Annotated in this window: 14 protein-coding genes and 1 tRNA gene; 2 read left to right on the forward strand and 13 right to left on the reverse strand. The window is 43.8% G+C overall.

Going from position 1 to position 16,036, the window contains the following annotated elements; all coding sequences use genetic code 11:
* Positions 1-3: 3 nt before the first annotated feature.
* The 6 genes from HMPREF2794_RS00905 to HMPREF2794_RS00930 all read right to left on the reverse strand — a co-directional run bounded on the left by HMPREF2794_RS00905 (position 4) and on the right by HMPREF2794_RS00930 (position 7,682).
* Positions 4-2,511, reverse strand: coding sequence for an Hsp70 family protein (locus tag HMPREF2794_RS00905; protein WP_070750615.1), 2,508 nt, complete (start codon positions 2,509-2,511; stop codon positions 4-6).
* Between the two features lie 13 nt (positions 2,512-2,524).
* On the reverse strand, positions 2,525-3,421 hold the full coding sequence (locus HMPREF2794_RS00910; RefSeq protein WP_070750617.1) for a hypothetical protein: 897 nt from the start codon (positions 3,419-3,421) through the stop codon (positions 2,525-2,527).
* On the reverse strand, positions 3,418-5,046 hold the full coding sequence (locus tag HMPREF2794_RS00915; protein ID WP_070750620.1) for a hypothetical protein: 1,629 nt from the start codon (positions 5,044-5,046) through the stop codon (positions 3,418-3,420). The genes HMPREF2794_RS00910 and HMPREF2794_RS00915 overlap by 4 nt, the downstream gene beginning before the upstream one ends.
* A 256-nt stretch (positions 5,047-5,302) precedes the next feature.
* A complete protein-coding gene (locus tag HMPREF2794_RS00920) occupies positions 5,303-6,511 on the reverse strand; it encodes a site-specific integrase (RefSeq protein ID WP_070750622.1) in 1,209 nt (402 codons plus the stop codon).
* A gap of 1 nt (position 6,512) precedes the next feature.
* Complete coding sequence (gene mobA / locus HMPREF2794_RS00925) at positions 6,513-6,935, reverse strand: conjugal transfer protein MobA (RefSeq protein WP_070750624.1); 423 nt, start codon at positions 6,933-6,935, stop codon at positions 6,513-6,515.
* Positions 6,936-7,214: 279 nt separating this feature from the next.
* A complete protein-coding gene (locus tag HMPREF2794_RS00930; RefSeq protein ID WP_070750625.1) occupies positions 7,215-7,682 on the reverse strand; it encodes a DUF3408 domain-containing protein in 468 nt (155 codons plus the stop codon).
* A 540-nt stretch (positions 7,683-8,222) separates the two neighbouring features.
* Between HMPREF2794_RS00930 and HMPREF2794_RS00935 the strand changes: the two genes are divergently transcribed.
* Both HMPREF2794_RS00935 and HMPREF2794_RS00940 read left to right on the forward strand, forming a co-directional pair.
* Positions 8,223-8,534, forward strand: a complete 312-nt coding sequence (locus HMPREF2794_RS00935) for a helix-turn-helix domain-containing protein (RefSeq protein ID WP_070750627.1) — start codon at positions 8,223-8,225, stop codon at positions 8,532-8,534.
* A 46-nt stretch (positions 8,535-8,580) separates the two neighbouring features.
* A complete protein-coding gene (locus tag HMPREF2794_RS00940; RefSeq protein WP_070750629.1) occupies positions 8,581-8,886 on the forward strand; it encodes a helix-turn-helix domain-containing protein in 306 nt (101 codons plus the stop codon).
* Positions 8,887-9,092: 206 nt separating this feature from the next.
* Here HMPREF2794_RS00940 and HMPREF2794_RS00950 read toward each other — a convergent pair whose 3' ends face one another.
* The 7 genes from HMPREF2794_RS00950 to sppA form a co-directional block, all read right to left on the reverse strand.
* Positions 9,093-9,467, reverse strand: a complete 375-nt coding sequence (locus tag HMPREF2794_RS00950; RefSeq protein ID WP_070750633.1) for a virulence RhuM family protein — start codon at positions 9,465-9,467, stop codon at positions 9,093-9,095.
* Positions 9,468-9,469: 2 nt separating this feature from the next.
* Positions 9,470-10,702, reverse strand: a complete 1,233-nt coding sequence (locus tag HMPREF2794_RS00955; protein WP_070750636.1) for a site-specific integrase — start codon at positions 10,700-10,702, stop codon at positions 9,470-9,472.
* A 244-nt stretch (positions 10,703-10,946) separates the two neighbouring features.
* Positions 10,947-11,019, reverse strand: a tRNA-Phe gene (locus HMPREF2794_RS00960).
* 165 nt (positions 11,020-11,184) lie between these two features.
* The gene (gene thiL / locus HMPREF2794_RS00965) at positions 11,185-12,219 is read right to left on the reverse strand and encodes a thiamine-phosphate kinase (protein ID WP_010539089.1); all 1,035 of its coding nucleotides are present in this window, start codon (positions 12,217-12,219) and stop codon (positions 11,185-11,187) included.
* 15 nt (positions 12,220-12,234) lie between these two features.
* Positions 12,235-13,044, reverse strand: a complete 810-nt coding sequence (locus tag HMPREF2794_RS00970) for a purine-nucleoside phosphorylase (RefSeq protein ID WP_010539088.1) — start codon at positions 13,042-13,044, stop codon at positions 12,235-12,237.
* Positions 12,983-14,125, reverse strand: a complete 1,143-nt coding sequence (gene lpxK, locus HMPREF2794_RS00975; protein ID WP_070750638.1) for a tetraacyldisaccharide 4'-kinase — start codon at positions 14,123-14,125, stop codon at positions 12,983-12,985. Before lpxK ends, HMPREF2794_RS00970 begins: the two co-directional genes overlap by 62 nt.
* A gap of 10 nt (positions 14,126-14,135) precedes the next feature.
* Positions 14,136-15,914 carry a signal peptide peptidase SppA gene (gene sppA, locus HMPREF2794_RS00980; protein WP_070750640.1) on the reverse strand — a complete coding sequence of 593 codons (1,779 nt, stop codon included), beginning with the start codon at positions 15,912-15,914 and terminating at the stop codon, positions 14,136-14,138.
* Between the last annotated feature and the right edge of the window lie 122 nt (positions 15,915-16,036).

The following is a 16,036-nucleotide window of genomic DNA, read 5'->3' on the forward strand; positions in this document are numbered from 1 at the left end:
ACTTTAGAAACTAACGCCGGGACCACTCGTTGGTGGTTCAATCATCAAATCAATGACCGAACGTACGATGGGATGAAGTGAACTTTCGGACGGATTGGTATTAGCAATTTCCTTGCCTTGTTGCAGAAGTTGACGTGCTCTGGTCGCATCTTTCCATTGTATGGTACTAAAGTTGCGAAGGTGGAAGTCAATGAAACCCATTAACTGATAGATGAGTGTCACTGCGACAAACAAGCTATTGATATCATCAAGAACAATTCGTCCTTGGCGAACATCCTTTGAACGGATAACAGTATCAACCTGCGAGCGAACAGCAGTTACTTGTTGGTCATATTTGTTACCAAGCTCATTATTTGCTTTTTCAAGGCGGTCAAATTCCTCCCTGATTTCAGCTTCAATGGAATCCCATTCATGCCCCTGCTCGACTTCCTCCATTTTCAGGAAAGCACGGCAAATGTCAGCTCGAAGATGCATCCTGCCATCTTCGGAGCTTTTTTCACCGTCGAAACGGTCGTTAACCTCATTGATGAGTTTTTCAGCTTCTACTGTCTCTAAATCTTTAATTGCTGAAGAAGATTTAAGGGCACAGAGTTTTAAGTTCGCAGAGTCTTTGAGCCTTTCCAGTTCGTGAGATGTTATAACCGAACGAGCTTCGATTTTTACATCTTTTTCTACGGTATCTCCACTGATAGGAAAGAATGCTTCAAGTTTCAACATTTGCGAACGATTCACTTTGATAGTGATGTCAACATCGCTTCCGACAGGGATGACTTGTCCAATCTCATCGCCAGTTATGACCACATCAAAGACATGGTCATTATGAATAGCAGATGTGCCGTCTGCGTTGTGTTCACTTTGATAGATGGGTATCACCAAAGTGTCCTCTGTCATGCCGGGACGCAATTGGTTACGTGTTTTAAGTCCATTGAGTGTACCGACAGCAGGAAGCTGCTGGTTCTTTTCAAGACCTTTTACCGACTTCACTACATTTTTTTCAAGACCGCTATCGTGAGCCTCGATTGAGATATTGTACGGCAAAACAGCATTGCCGACAACAATGCCCTGCATAATATTTATCTCTTTAGGAAAGCAAGGAACAGTTGTTCCTTTTTCATCATAAGCGTTGACGGTAAACGCATTATTTTTACCATCCATGAGTTGGCACTCTATGACATCACCAATCTCATTGATTTCGACTTTTCCGCTTGACCAACCATTATCGCTGCGTACAAGTTCCACAAACAGTCTGGAAGGAATAGAACCTGTGCATTCTTCTTTTGAAAGTTGTATGGTTACAAATTCAATTGGTTGAACTGAATTTGCTTCATAAGAAAGTGTAAGCGCAACAGTACCGATAGCTAATTCTTCCTTGACATCGCTGTCTATACCCGAAGCAAACAGTGCCGCTCCTTTTGCAACAGCTGTCATGGGGTCAATGTCGGTATCAACATTGGGCGTGACTTGTTTGCGTAGCATTTCACGAAGAACTGGAGAATAAGTTGGTCCACCTACAAGAATCAGTTTGTCAAGGTCGCTACCGGACAAACCGTTACGTTTAAGAAGCTGCTTGGTTATGTCGATTGCTTTTTGAAACACGAGTGTGAGTACAGATGCAAGCTGCTCTTGAGTGATAACCATGTCGAGTTCGATTTCCTCACCCTCATCATCTTCGCCAAACTCATCAAGTTGAGAGGTTATGTCTGCTTGTGGTTTGAATGAAAGTTGATTTTTCGCTTGTTCAGCATAGAACTTCATGGCATCACGAAGAATGTTTCTTGTGGTTTCATTCTCCATGATGTTTGTGATAGAGTAATTCTCTTTTAGGTAAGGAATGATAATGCTATCAACGATTGCATAGTCAAGGTTTTTGCCGCCGAGGTAATTGTCTCCTTCGGTGTCCTTAACTTGCATGATGCCATCCTCTACCTTGATAAGAGCAACATCAAATGTGCCGCCTCCAAAATCGAACACAAGCCATTGACCATTTTTGTTGGATGCGCTCAGGCCATACGCCATAGATGCGGCAATAGGCTCTTGGAGAAGTTCGCAATGTTCAATGCCAGCCTTTTGAGCTGCACGTTTAGTAGCTGCGATTTGGTCTGCTTTGAATTTGGCAGGGATTGTGATAACGGCAGACGTAATATTGTCATCAGCGATAAACGATTTGAGAGCCTTCAAAACTTCGGCAGAAAGTTGCTCTGGAGAAAAAGATTCTCCCATATTAGAACTTTCATACGATTTGTCCGTACCCATATTTCGTTTAAACTCAATGAATACGTTTTCGCGGTCATTAGACCATTTTTTCGTGGCACGTGATTTGTCTTGGCGGAGGTCATTATAGGCACTGTCTCCAACTTTTGCAATTTTCTTTTTTGTAAAAGATACACACGATGGCAAAGTGTCTTTTAACGTGTCTGTCTTTTTAATGACAGGCTCGCCACTCTCCATTTTACAAATTGCGGAATTGGTTGTACCAAGGTCAATTCCGAATTTCATTTTAGATTGAGCCATGTTGAATATATTTTTAAATGTTTTGACTTACTGTAATTTGAGCTGATTGAATCATCTTGCCTTTGTAATTGATTTGAGGTTTGATGATGCCCGTGATTATTTGCTTGCCTTCTGGTAGTTCCTCATCTTCAACAAAATTTGCTGTAACTTTCATACCCTCATGATAGTCTTTACCAAGCATATCTACAAGCTCATATCCATTGGCAAGCAGATTGTCTTTCATTTGCTTGATTGACTTGGAAAGCTGTTTATGACCTCTTACAGAGCTGTCCATTTTGTATAGTGTCATCTCCATAAAAGTGATACGGTCAGCAAGAGTGGTAATCAGCTTCTGTTCACTTTCGGTATTAACTCCCGGTGCAGATACAAGTGTTCCAATTTGTTTAGAGATTGCTTGTATGTCATTCATCTCAGTAGACAATCTGTTGACTATTTCCTCGTTGAGTTTGTCAGCCTTGGCAGATAAACTCTCCACCTCGTTTTTACGTTTCGCTATTGCTTTTCCAAATATGAATGCCAGTATAATGAAAATCAGTGCAATCACAATGATAATCCATAGACCTATTTGTGATTTTTTATGAATCGTTTGATTGAGAGTGTTTGAACTTGCTTGAAGTTCAGAACGAGTGTTTGAGATGTTGACATTAAGACTATCAGCAAGAGCTGTGATGTCATTTTTTGCTGCGGTCAGTTCACCTTTGAGAGAGTCTGTTTCAGTCTTTTGAGTATCAATTGTTTTATTCAAAGTCCTGATTTTAGCTTTAAGCTCACGATTCTCCGTTTTGAGAGTTTGAATACCTGACTTCGCAATGTCCAATTGCTGATAGCAATGACGAAGCGAATCGTTAGCATTTGCACTTACGGCAACTTGAACTGTGAGCGCAAATAATAATGTAGTAATTTTTGTCATCCTAAAACGTTTGCTAAAAATATTATGATTGCTATTATAATAACCACCCAGCACCCTACTGGTAGTCCATCATCAGATGATGACGTTGAAGAAGATGGGGGCGTGGTACGTGGTGGCGTTGTTGTCCTTGTGGTGGTTGTGGATGCACGAGAGGAAGACTGGTAACTCGAAGAAGACGTGGAGATATGAAGAGTTTCGCACATGTCTTTGAGCGAATTTCTATTGGGAATATATCGCTTTGTGCGGAAATCAGATTCCATGTCAAACCCATCCATAATTGTAGTTGCTTTCCAGGCTTCACGTAAAACAGGCTTCACCTTACTATCTATAATTTTCGCTGGTGAATGCTCATCGTCTAAATAATTTAATAGTTTTGGGTCTATTCCACTTTCCTTTATAACTTTTATTACCGCGCTAAAATAATTTTGTGCCGTGTTTACCTCTTCGATGAGATTGTGTAAAGCATTTCCTACAACCTGAGTAGAAAGCGACAGGTAGAACATATTGGCTGTACCAATTTTAGCCTTTATTGTCTGAAGCAGTGGTTTAGTGTTATTAAGCAGCGTTATTGAATGTGAAATTTTATCAGGCTGCTGGCAGAACTTACGTAGTTCTTCTTTGATTTTGCGGGTTTCAATAGCAACTTCTGCTGGAGGCATATTATCAACAGCTTTTTTCAAGATGTCATAGTTCTCTTGGCATCTATCCTTGGTGAGCTTGCCGATTGCGATTTGTAAGGCATATGCCTGAAAGGACATTGCTTTTCGAGGACTTTCTACATCATCATCGGAGGCATTATTGTAGTAGTTGATACCACATTGGAGTATTTGTTTGGCAAGATTGTCTGCTACTATCTGATATTTAGTGCTGGTGGCGCCGACAATATCTCTCACTTGTTTGAGTGCTGTTTTTGTTGAATTCATCAGCACCGTTCCTGCGGTGAGATTTGCATTGGCATCTTTGGAATTTACTGACTTGGCGGCAGATATTGCGGTATTAATCTCTGCAATAGGTTCATTAACTGCTTTTTCGCTGATAATCTCTTTGTCCGAAGGATTATTTACAGCTGATAACAATTTTGTCACCGGTATTTCCGTGAGTAGGTCGGCAATGAACATTTCCGCTATCTCATTTTCTGATAAGGTAATATTTTGCAGACTAAGTGTTTCAAGCAAATCAGTTCTATAAGATTCATTATGAATCACCTTTGAAATATTTGCATAACCTTCCGCAAAATTACCCTCAATAAACGCAAGTACTCCAAGATTGATTAAAGACGAGAATGACTCTCTCTTTTGGAATAACTCTTTAGCCTTGATAATATCTTTGGACTGTAGGTATTTCAATGCTATTCCATCTATTGGAGACGCATTTATAAACCAAAACAAGGAGTGCTTCAGTTGATTGCTGTCAAGGTTAATTGCTGTGATAGCTGCTGCGATGTTTTCTGGGGTTCTTAAAGGTACTTCCTCTATAATTCCATCAAAATCATAAAGGAATATAACCGACTTACCAATCTTAGCAAAAGCATTGAGCTTGTTTTGGTTGGCGATGCGTTCCCTTAAAGGGGTGTTTGATAACACCCCTAAAGTACGATATGGGTTATGTTTTATAAGTTTAATCATTGTCTAAAATATCCATTTATACTACCGTCTCTTGCCAAGAGACGGATGAATTACCTTATTTCATTGATATTGAGTTGTGTTATCCATTTCCACAGATAAATTCGCAAAACATCTGACATCCCTCGCAAAACAAAAGCATGGCAACAAGTGAGATTTTCAGCGTTTTATGACCTAAAAATCATTATTTTGCTTAACTTTGCACTATAATATCCGTCTCTTGGCAAGCGTTGGACCGATTCGCAAAACATTCACGGCTTCACAGCAAATCCAGTATCTTCTTATTGGCTCTGTCCACCACAGAAGTGTCCAGCGATGCAAGATAAATCTGTGTGGTGTTCTCCGAATCATGTCCCATCCCCTCGCTGATGACGGATATAGGCACGTTGCGACTCTTAGCGACACTTGCCCACGAGTGCCGCCCGACATACATTGTCAAGGGCATCGGTAAATCCAACTGCTTCCCGATTTTCTTCAGCAGATGGTTCACCCGGTGAAGCTCGTTGGTGTATTGTTTCCGATAATCCACATCCCGTTGTGTAATGATGGGTAGAAGATACTCTGTTGTATTTCCGGGATATTTGTCAACAATCTCCTGCATACACCTTTCCCATTTGATGAAAAGCTGCTGCCCCGTCTTTCGTCTGCGGTAGGAAAGGATACCGTTCTGTAAATCCTTCTTTCTCAGATAAGCCATGTCAATGAACGACATGCCCCTTGTGTAGAAACAGAACAGGAACATATCACGGGCAAAGTCAAGGTTGGGCTTCAAAGACAAGTCCAGCCCTTTGATGCGTTTGAGGTCGTTGAGCGATACGGCTCGCTTCAAGGTTTTCTCCACTCCCGTATAAACAGACTTGAACGGATGCCGTTGTCCGGTCAGTCCGTCTCCCACGGCACGGTTATAGACCGCTTTCAGGATGCGCATATAGAACGATATGGTATTGGGCGAGTTTCCTCTGCCTTTCAGATAAGCCTCGTATTCCGCAATCAGGTCAGCGTTAATCTGGTCAAACAAGACTTCCTTGTCATTCATAAAGCCGCTAAAACTTCGGAGTGATGCCGTGTAGGTTTCCGATGTACGTATCTTACCCAAGCGTTTCAGCCTTGCTATCTGCTGACGGATGTAGGCATTGAACGATTGCTCCTGCCTGTTGTCCTGAAAGCGCACGACTATATCATCCGTCACGAATGTACCGGATTGTGATAAGGTCTGTATAATCTTGTTCAACCTGTCCATGTCCCATCTGATACGTGAATTTATCGAATGCAGATAGTTGTTCCGCTCTTGTTCATTAGGAACATGGTACAGGATGACCGCTTCAGAATGGCAGTCCCATTCCGAAGCGAAAAGTTTATAGTCGGTATATATCTGCCTAACCACACGGTTGTGAATCACCTGATAGTAGATTGTGCCCTCCTTGCCGCCTATTGTGGAAGGGCGAAACTTGACCTTGACCGATGCCATGTCAGTCGGATTTGGTTTGGTAACACTTCTCCATTACCCTTGAAAGCTCCACAATCTCCCGGCTCAGCTTCACAAGGTCGATGGTACACTTCTCCAGCTTGTAGAGTAACGCCATCGCCTTCTTCTCCGAGAAGTGGATGCGCAACTCTTTCACAACCTGATTGTAGTTCGTGCCGATGCAGCGGAACTGGGCGTGGAAGTCCGACAGCTTGGTGTAGTAGTCCAGCATCGTCTTGTCCACCTTCAGTACTTTGAACTTCTGCCCGAAGAAATGCGCCTTGAGAAAGACGGCTTTCGCGTACACGTTAGATTCCTCGTACATCGTCAGGAACCTATTCCATTCCACGTCGTCGAAGCGCACCATCACGCAGTGCGTCTTCGGGTTCAACTTGGGATTTCTCCCGTACTTGCTCTTCTTTTTCATACTTCTTATTTTTTTAATTTTATGGCTTGTCCATTGTTTAATCTTTGATTAATGAATCCCGAAATTATCCGACTGCGGAGGATAATTCTGCCCACGGCAGTGAAGGTGTTTTCAGTTACTTAGAATTATTCGGGTAACTGAAAATATATCTTGCTGTGTCTTTGAGGACACAAAAATCCTCCGCTTGTCGGATTGGTTTCCGAGTGTAATGACTCATCTTGGGTATCGGTTAAACCGATGAAGTGTATTCACCAGTCCAACCGACTTTCTGTAATTCCGTCAGAGCTTGCGCCACTGCTCGATGTCGTTCCGATAGCTGTCGAGGTGCAGACGGACGAGGTTTTCAATCAGCCCCGATGCGCTCATGCCCTTTCCTCCAAGGAAGCGGACAACTCTGTCCGGTTCGTCTCGCACCGTCTCGCTGACGAACACGGGCTTGCGGTTTACAATCTTGGGGACTTGGAGATAAGTGGTGCGGTATTCTTCCAGTGACAGCTTGCGCTGCTTGCTGCTGACACGCTTCTGCGGCATTGCCGCTTCCTCGGTCGCCTCACTTGACGGTTCATCCGCCATAGCGGTCTCCGTTTCTTCTGTGACGGTCTTGCCGGGCTGTTCCGGCTCATCCGGCTCCAGACCGATACGTCTGTAGATGTCATTCATCGACTTGGGAGTGTAGGATTCCCTGCGTCCCATCTTTTCCACGATTTCACGAGCCTGCTGCTCTGTAATGTTTGGTTCTCTCTTCATTGTAAAAAAACAAATTGATTAAGTTATTAATTGTGGTCTTGGTAAGCACCTCGACCGATTATCGGGAGCAAAGTAAGGTGCTTTAATGCAGTCGGTCAAGCACTTGGGTTCGCTTCGGCTATTTTGTATGGTTTTGCTTTATGGCGGTTGACAAAGCGGTGAGGACTTCTCCGTTTTGCCGGATGTGAATACACGAGAGGGCAAGGGTTCAATCGTAGGCGAATTTGAATTAAGCCCTTATCTCGGCTGTGGTTTCCTCATTAAATATGGGAATTAAGGGCAATCGTTGACCTGTGCCTGTGCCAACCTCTACCACCCTGTGCCACTTGCTGCCAGACCTGATTGAATCCATTGCCGGATGCCGGATTATGTATTTCTTTGCGGAAGAAGGAATGATAACGGCTAAAGGCAAGACGGCATCCCGGACAAGGGCTACCTATTGACGCAACACGCTGCCACTTCCGAAAAATCCATTGCAGGATAACAGATTATATATTCCTTTGTGGCAAAAGAGATAGTAACAACTAAAAGAAAGACAATATGGAAATCGTAGCAATCGAAAGAAAGACCTTTGAGGAACTGGTCGCCAAGTTCGACCGCTTCATCAGTCGTATGGATGCCATCTGCCATCGGCATGGAGAAAAGAAGATGAGCGAGTGGATGGACAATCAGGACGTGTGCCAGATGCTCAACATCAGCCCACGCACGTTGCAAAAACTTCGGGACAATGGCACGTTGGCTTATTCACAGATAAACCACAAGACCTATTACCGCCCCGAAGACGTGCAGCGCATCGTCCCGATTGTGGAGGACAGGAGAAAGGAAGCAAAGTTCAAAGGCAGGACAATCTGACAACCGAATAGGGTAATGATAACAATTCCACTAAATCCAGAGTAATATGAATGAACTGATTAACAAAGAAAACGAGTGGATAATCCACTTCATGGGCAGCCTCGACCGTCTGCTTGACAACGTAGAGCATCTGACCGCCAACTACCGCCCGACACTGAACGGGGAGCGTTTCTTCACCGACAAGGAGGTGTCGGCACGATTGAAGGTGAGCCGCCGGACGCTTCAGGACTACCGCAACGAGGGACGGATAGCCTACATCCAGTTGGGTGGCAAAATCCTCTACCGTGAATCCGACATAGAAAGGATGCTGGCTGACAGCTACCGCTCCGCTTACAGACTGACGGCAACCTGATTTCCCATCAGTCGCTTGTTTCCGTTGCCGGATGCCTTTCAAGCGTGTGGCTGGCAGTGGCAAGGTTTTCGGGCGGAATACGCTCAACCCCGTTTGAGGAAGATTCTGCCCGAAACGGCTCTGCCGCTCGACCTTGCCAATGCCGTCAAAGCCACACGCTACCTTTGTATCCGTGCATCGGGAACGGGCGGTTGACGGGATGAACCTCAACTATACCATAGGTTACCGCCCTTGCCACAAGAAAAGAACAATGTGACCGGGCTTCCCTTCTTGGTGGCGCAGATTTCATTTATTACAAACCGTCTGAACAGGATACTTTCTTTACTGCATATTCTAAATGCAATGGCTATAATCATCTCAAGATTATATACATCATAGCTGATACCATCAGTTTGCTTGATATATTTCATCGTATCAGTCTCACTCAATTCCTTGTTTTTGTAGATTACACGTATCGCCTTGCGGATGTCGCAAGAGAATATCCCGAACAGGTCGGCAATCTCAAACTTGGTCATCCATACAGGTGCAGTCGATATGGTTACTGCACCTGTTTCACTGATTGTTATTACTCCTCTGTCCATAATCAAAGACTTTTTGATAAGACACTTTTCACATTCATCATGTCTTTGAGGATGGAAGAATCCAACACACGGGCATAGTGCTGCGTCATTTTTATGTTGGAATGTCCAAGCATTTTCGCCACATTCTCAATGCTTACACCATTGGCGAGGCACACAGAGGTCGCATACGAATGCCGGGCAGTGTGCGTGGTCAAGCATTTTGAGATGCCACACAAATCTGCAATTTCTTTCAGGTAACTGTTCATCTTCTGATTGCAGGGAACGGGGAGTAACACATTTTTCTTTTGGCAAGTAGGATGGCTTTTGTATTTTTCCAAAATCTGCATCGGAATATCAAGCAAGGGAATGTTACACATATTCTTCGTCTTTTGGCGAGGCTTCCGAATCCAATAATTGCCATTATTGTCTTGAACGATATGTTCAGCGGATAGCTGTTGTACATCTATGAACGCCAATCCAGTGAACGACGCAAAGATGAAAACATCTCGCACAACCGTAATCCTGTCAAGGGAAAACACCTTGTTGTAGATACGGTGCAGTTCATCCAAAGTCGGAAACTCGCGGATTACCTCCTTCTCGTGGAACTTGATGCCTGTAAATGGGTCTTTGGTTATCCATTCGTTGGCAAGTGCGAGGTTGGTTATCTTCTTCAGGCACTTCATATAGCGGATGACCGTATTTTGCTGGCACTCCTTTTCTGTCTTGAGATAAAACTCAAAGGCGCGAACCAATTCACCGTTAACTTCCGGCAATGGCAAATCCTCCTTACCGTATTTCAGTTTGATAAGTTCTGCCAGATAGCGTTTGCAGCTTTCATAACGGCGGACGGTAATCAGAGCATAGTCCTTGCCTACAAGTTCGCGACATTGGTCGTTATGCTCCTGTATGGTTTTGATGAGCGTGCGGACTTCTTTCACTTCCTCGTTAATCCCGAAGAACTTTTCTTGCAAGATTCGGGCTGTGACAGGGTGGTTCCGCTCCTCCAGTTCATCGAACAGTTTGCGTAACTTGATTTTGGCTTGCTCGATGTAGAGGTTGAGTTCACAAGCCTTGCGGCTCTTGCCTTTGGCACACTCCTTCGCCTGATTCCATAGGGCAGGTTCAATGCTCATGCGGATGTTGTTTTCCACTCGCACACCGTTCACTGTGATGCGCATACACACGGAGGCTTCCCCGTTTTTCAGCAGTTTGGCTTTCTTGATGAAGAAAAGCACATTCATTGAGTTTCGTTTCATGTTCCTACAGTTTTTTCGTTGGACAAAAGTAGGAAACCATACACGCTTTCTCGATACGCAAAACATTGCAAATCAGAGAGAAATAATCTTGTTCGGTGGAGATTCACGCTCCACCTTTCTTGCTCCACCGATTGGAACACCGAAAACGGTAATATTCTGCCGTTTTTTGCGTCCCCTCGGAAAACAAAAAATCCCGATTTCGTTTGGAAATCAGGATTTTACTTCTTTTTGCTTTTCTTCAAAGTGGTGCCACCAGGAATCGAACCGGGGACACAAGGATTTTCAGTCCTTTGCTCTACCAACTGAGCTATGGCACCATAATGCTAATTCAACTAAGTTGTTTCTCTTTTGCGGTTGCAAAGGTAGTTAAACTTTTGGATTCTGCAAGGGTTCTATAAATAAAAAACACTGATAAAAAGCTAGTTTGCTTATTATCAGTGTTGTATAGAATGAAATATTTTTCTGTAATATACCGAAAAAATCTACTTATCTTCTTTCAGTGGATTCCATCCTTGGGCTTTCAGTTCAAACTCTTGCCCGTCGCGAGTAATCAATGCACAGCCAAGTTCGGGTTTGGTGATGTGTCCGATGAGGCGGATACCTTCCATTTGTGATACTTTCTCGTGATCGGCAATAGGGACGGTGAAAAGTAATTCGTAGTCCTCGCCGCCATTCATAGCACAAGTGGTCAGGTTCATGTTGAATTCTTCTGCCATGACGGCTGTCTGATAGTCAATAGGAATATGTTCCTCGTAGACACGACATCCGGCGTTACTTTGTTTGCAGATATGCATTAGTTCGGATGATAAGCCATCGGAAATGTCCATCATGGATGTCGGGACAATGTTGGCAGCCGCCAGCTTTTCGATAATATCTTTACGGGCTTCCGGTTTTAACTGGCGTTCCAATAAATATTCTTTGCCGGTGAAATCAGGCTGGATATCCTTTTCACCTTTCAGGACAGTTTTCTCACGCTCAAGGAGTTGCAGTCCCATATATGCAGCACCCAGGTCACCGCTGACACAGATCAAGTCTGTTTCTTTGGCTCCGTTGCGATAGACCACTTTGTCTTTGTCAGCATCTCCAATGCAGGTAATGCTGATAGCGAGTCCTGTAAGAGAAGAAGAAGTATCTCCTCCGATAATGTCTACATGATACTGCTGGCATGCCAGACGAATACCTGAGTAAAGCTCTTCCATATCTTCTACGCTGAAGCGTTTGGAAAGAGCGAGTGAAACGGTAATCTGCCGTGGAGTACCATTCATTGCATAAATATCGGAGAAATTGACTACAGCCGACTTATATCCCAAATGTTTCAGAGGTACATAAGTCAAGTCGAAATGTACACCTTCCATTAGCAAGTCGGTTGTCACCAATATTTGTTTCTCCGAAGGGTAGGAGAGGACGGCAGCATCATCGCCTACTCCATATCGGGTAGATTCATTTTCTGGTTTAATACCCTCGGTGAGGCGGTCAATCAGCCCGAACTCGCCGAGAGTCGCTATTTCTGTTCTCATAAATAGAGTTTAGTATTAAGCACGGTTGATAAGTTCACGCATGATAGTAGTCATTTTAGGTTGAGCTGCGTCAGCCGCTTTCTGAACTTCTTCATGTGATACTTCTACGATTTTTCCTTCTACTCCCAAGTCTGTGATGACGGAGATACCGAAGACTTTGATTCCGCAATGGTTGGCTACGATCACTTCGGGGACAGTAGACATACCGACTGCATCGGCACCCAGGATGTGGAATAGTTTATATTCAGCAGGGGTTTCAAAAGTGGGGCCTTGCGTACCGATATAAATTCCATGTTGTACCTTGATGCCTTTTTCTCTGGCGATCTCGTCAGCCTTACGAATCAGTTCTTTATCGTATGCTTCACTCATATCCGGGAAGCGGGGACCATAAGGAATGTTCTTGCCACGAAGAGGATGTTCGGGGAAATAATTGATATGATCAGTGATAATCATCAGGTCGCCAATTTCAAAGGCTTCGTTTGTTCCGCCACTGGCATTGGATACAAACAGCGTTTTGATACCCAGTTCACGCATCACACGCACAGGGAAAGTTACTTCTTTCATTGAATAACCTTCGTAGTAGTGGAAACGGCCTTGCATGGCCATGATGTCTTTGTTGCCCAACTTACCGAATATCAGTTTTCCACTATGACCTTCGACAGTAGATATCGGGAAGTTAGGAATATCCGAATACTTTATTTCATACTTCTCGGTGATTTCGTCCGCCAAACTGCCAAGTCCGGTGCCAAGAATGATGGCTGTTTCAGGACTGGTGTGCATCTTCCCTTTCAGAAAAGCTGCTGTTTCTTGTATTTTCTCTAACATAGCCAATAATGTGTTGGTTAAATTTATCTTGTTGATTTTGTAATATCTCAATTTCAATGGGCAAGGCGTAGATAAACGGTTTCAATTCCTCACTCAAAGCCGGATGATGGATCAGACGGGTCGCATCTTTCTCGGTGGTGACAATCAGTTTATGTTCGCCTTTCAGTCTCTTGAATCGTTCCTTGATCTGTAGCATGTCCCGATGACTGAAATGATGATGATCTTCGAATGAAAACAGATCGATCTGATCGGTATATGTTTTCAACTCTTCGAGCATGCGTGCGGGGGATGCAATGCCGGTGACCAGCAAAATATCCGTATTCACCAAAGCACTCAGAGGTAATTCATTAGGTGGGGAATCGACCCCCGGAGCTACCGATGGAAATACCGGCTGCAGATTTCCATAGCGGAACGATGAGAAATATAACTGCTGATAGGGATAAAGGTTCAGTCGTTTCGTGATAATATTATAGTCGATAGGCTTAATATCTTGCGGACACTTTGTGACAATAACGATTTGTGCCCGGTTTTTACCGTTGACAGATTCGCGTAGACGACCTGCCGGAAGTAAAGTATCGTCGCAGAAGAGGCGGTGATAATCTGTCAGCAGGATGCTTAATCCCGGTTTGACATACCGGTGTTGGAAAGCATCATCCAGCAATACCACTTCAACAGACGGTTCTTTGATGGCAAGGAGCTGTTCTATGCCATGGCAACGGTTCTCATCGACTGCCTGTGTGACAGACGGGAACTTGGTGTACATCTGGTAAGGCTCGTCACCGATGCTGCGCGCGGTGCTTTGGGAAGTTGCGAGCACATATCCCCGGCTATGCCTTTTATATCCCCGGCTCAATACAGCCACATGATAGCTGTTGCGAAGCAACTTTATCAGATATTCAGTGTGCGGTGTTTTTCCTGTTCCGCCTACAGACAGATTGCCGATGCAGATGACAGGAACGTCAAAACTCTTTGACCGGAGAAATCCCCAGTCAAAGAGTTTGTTTCTTACTGTTACCACTGCCCCGTAAATCCACGAGACAGGGTAAAGCCACTTATGTATCTTGATAAAGTGTTCGTCCATGTAGTACGGTTTACTTAATATTTAATTCGAATGGAATGCGTGCCTGAATCATGGAACGCTCTGTTAAATTCTTCAGCATGCCGAATTGTTGATAATACTCGCCTAACTTGCTTTTCAGTATTTGTGCTTCCACATAATTGGTAGGCTTAGTGTCAAGCAAGGAAGATAAAAAGTCTTGTTTGGCTGGATAAGATACTACTGTATATCCTTCTATTCCAGCTTTCTTTACAGCAATTTCCAAGGCAGTATCAATGCCTCCGAGTTCATCCACCAGTCCAAGTTCTTTGGCTGCTTCTCCTGTCCATACACGACCTTCGGCAACTTTTTCGATCGCTTCTTTAGTCATGTTTCGTCCTTCAGCACAACGACTGACAAATGTATCATAACCTTGTGTAATCATCATTTGCATCAGCGTTTTTTCGTCCTCGTTGAAAGGGCGCATGATATTTCCGAAATCGGCAAACTTGTTTGTTTTTACTACATCATAGGTCAAACCGATCTTTTCGGATAGTTCCTTTGCGTTTGGCATCATACCGAAGATTCCGATGGAGCCGGTCAATGTAGTCGGCTCTGCAACGATGGTGTCGGCTACACAAGAAATATAATAACCTCCTGATGCAGCATAATCACCCATAGAAACAATCACAGGTTTCTTCGTTTTCAGTTCCTTCACCGCATGCCAGATTTGTTCGGATGCAAAAGCGCTTCCACCCGGAGAATTGACGCGGAGTACGACAGCCTTTACATCGTCGTTATCTTTCAGTTTGCGCAGGTCACGGATCACTTTAGTACCTACAATACCCTCTTCGGAGGCGGAAGAACCGCTGTAATCAGTGATTTCTCCGGATGCATAGTAAACAGCTACGATGTTACCGCTCTTATCTTTCGGCATATTCTTCTTTACATTGATCATGTCGTTCAGTCCTAATACCGGGAGACGATCATCTTCTTTCAGATCCACCCACTGCTTCAGATAATTGCGGACATCATTGCGGTAAATTAATGTATCTGCCAAACCGCATTGTACACTCTCTTCTGCCGGATAGAACATCAGCATACGGTCAGCATAAGCGTTCAGTGAATCGACCGGAAGACTGCGGGAAGCGGATACTCCTTCGGTTACCTGTCCCCAGATTGAGTGGATGAAAGCGGTCACCTGTTCACGGTTGGCAGGGCTCATCTCGGTAGAAGTAAACGGTTCTACAGCAGATTTGTAAGTGCCTACTTTGAAAATTTGCATTTCTATTCCGAGCTTTTGCAACAAGTCTTTATAGAACAGAGGAGCAGAAGCTATTCCTCGCCATTCAATCATTCCTTTCGGATTGAGCAATACCTTATCCGCTACACTGGAAAGATAATACAGTCCTTGTGTATAGCTGTCTCCATAGGCAATAATGAACTTTCCGCTTTCTTTAAAGTCGAGTAATGCGTTGCGGATTTCCTGCAGAGATGCGTATGAAGTTCCAAGCATGCTTGCTTGCAGATAAATGCCTTTGATATTTTCATTCTCTTTTGCCTTTTTGACGGAAGAAAGAATATCGTCCAGTCCATATGTGTTGGAGTCGTCGCTGAACAACTCTGATAAAATGCCTAACGGACTCTCCTGAGTGCGTTCGACCAATGTACCGTTCAGATCGAGCATCATCACAGAATTCTTTTTCACTACTGTCTCGGTATCCGAAGTAGATACGATGCCGAACAGCGTTACCATGCCGATAATAAATAATACGATGCTTGACAGGATGATACCGGTCACAGTGGCAAGCGTAAATTTCAAGAAATCTTTCATTATACTATTGTTTTTTTAGCCAGCTTATTTTTAAGCTAACAAAGATAAATAATTGAGTTGATATTTATTCAATAAGTCGTGCGAATTTTTGTTTTGTCACAGTCAATCAATATAATTATTCG

Origin of the sequence: Bacteroides sp. HMSC067B03, from assembly GCF_001811315.1 — a bacterium.
Lineage (GTDB): Bacteria > Bacteroidota > Bacteroidia > Bacteroidales > Bacteroidaceae > Bacteroides > Bacteroides faecis.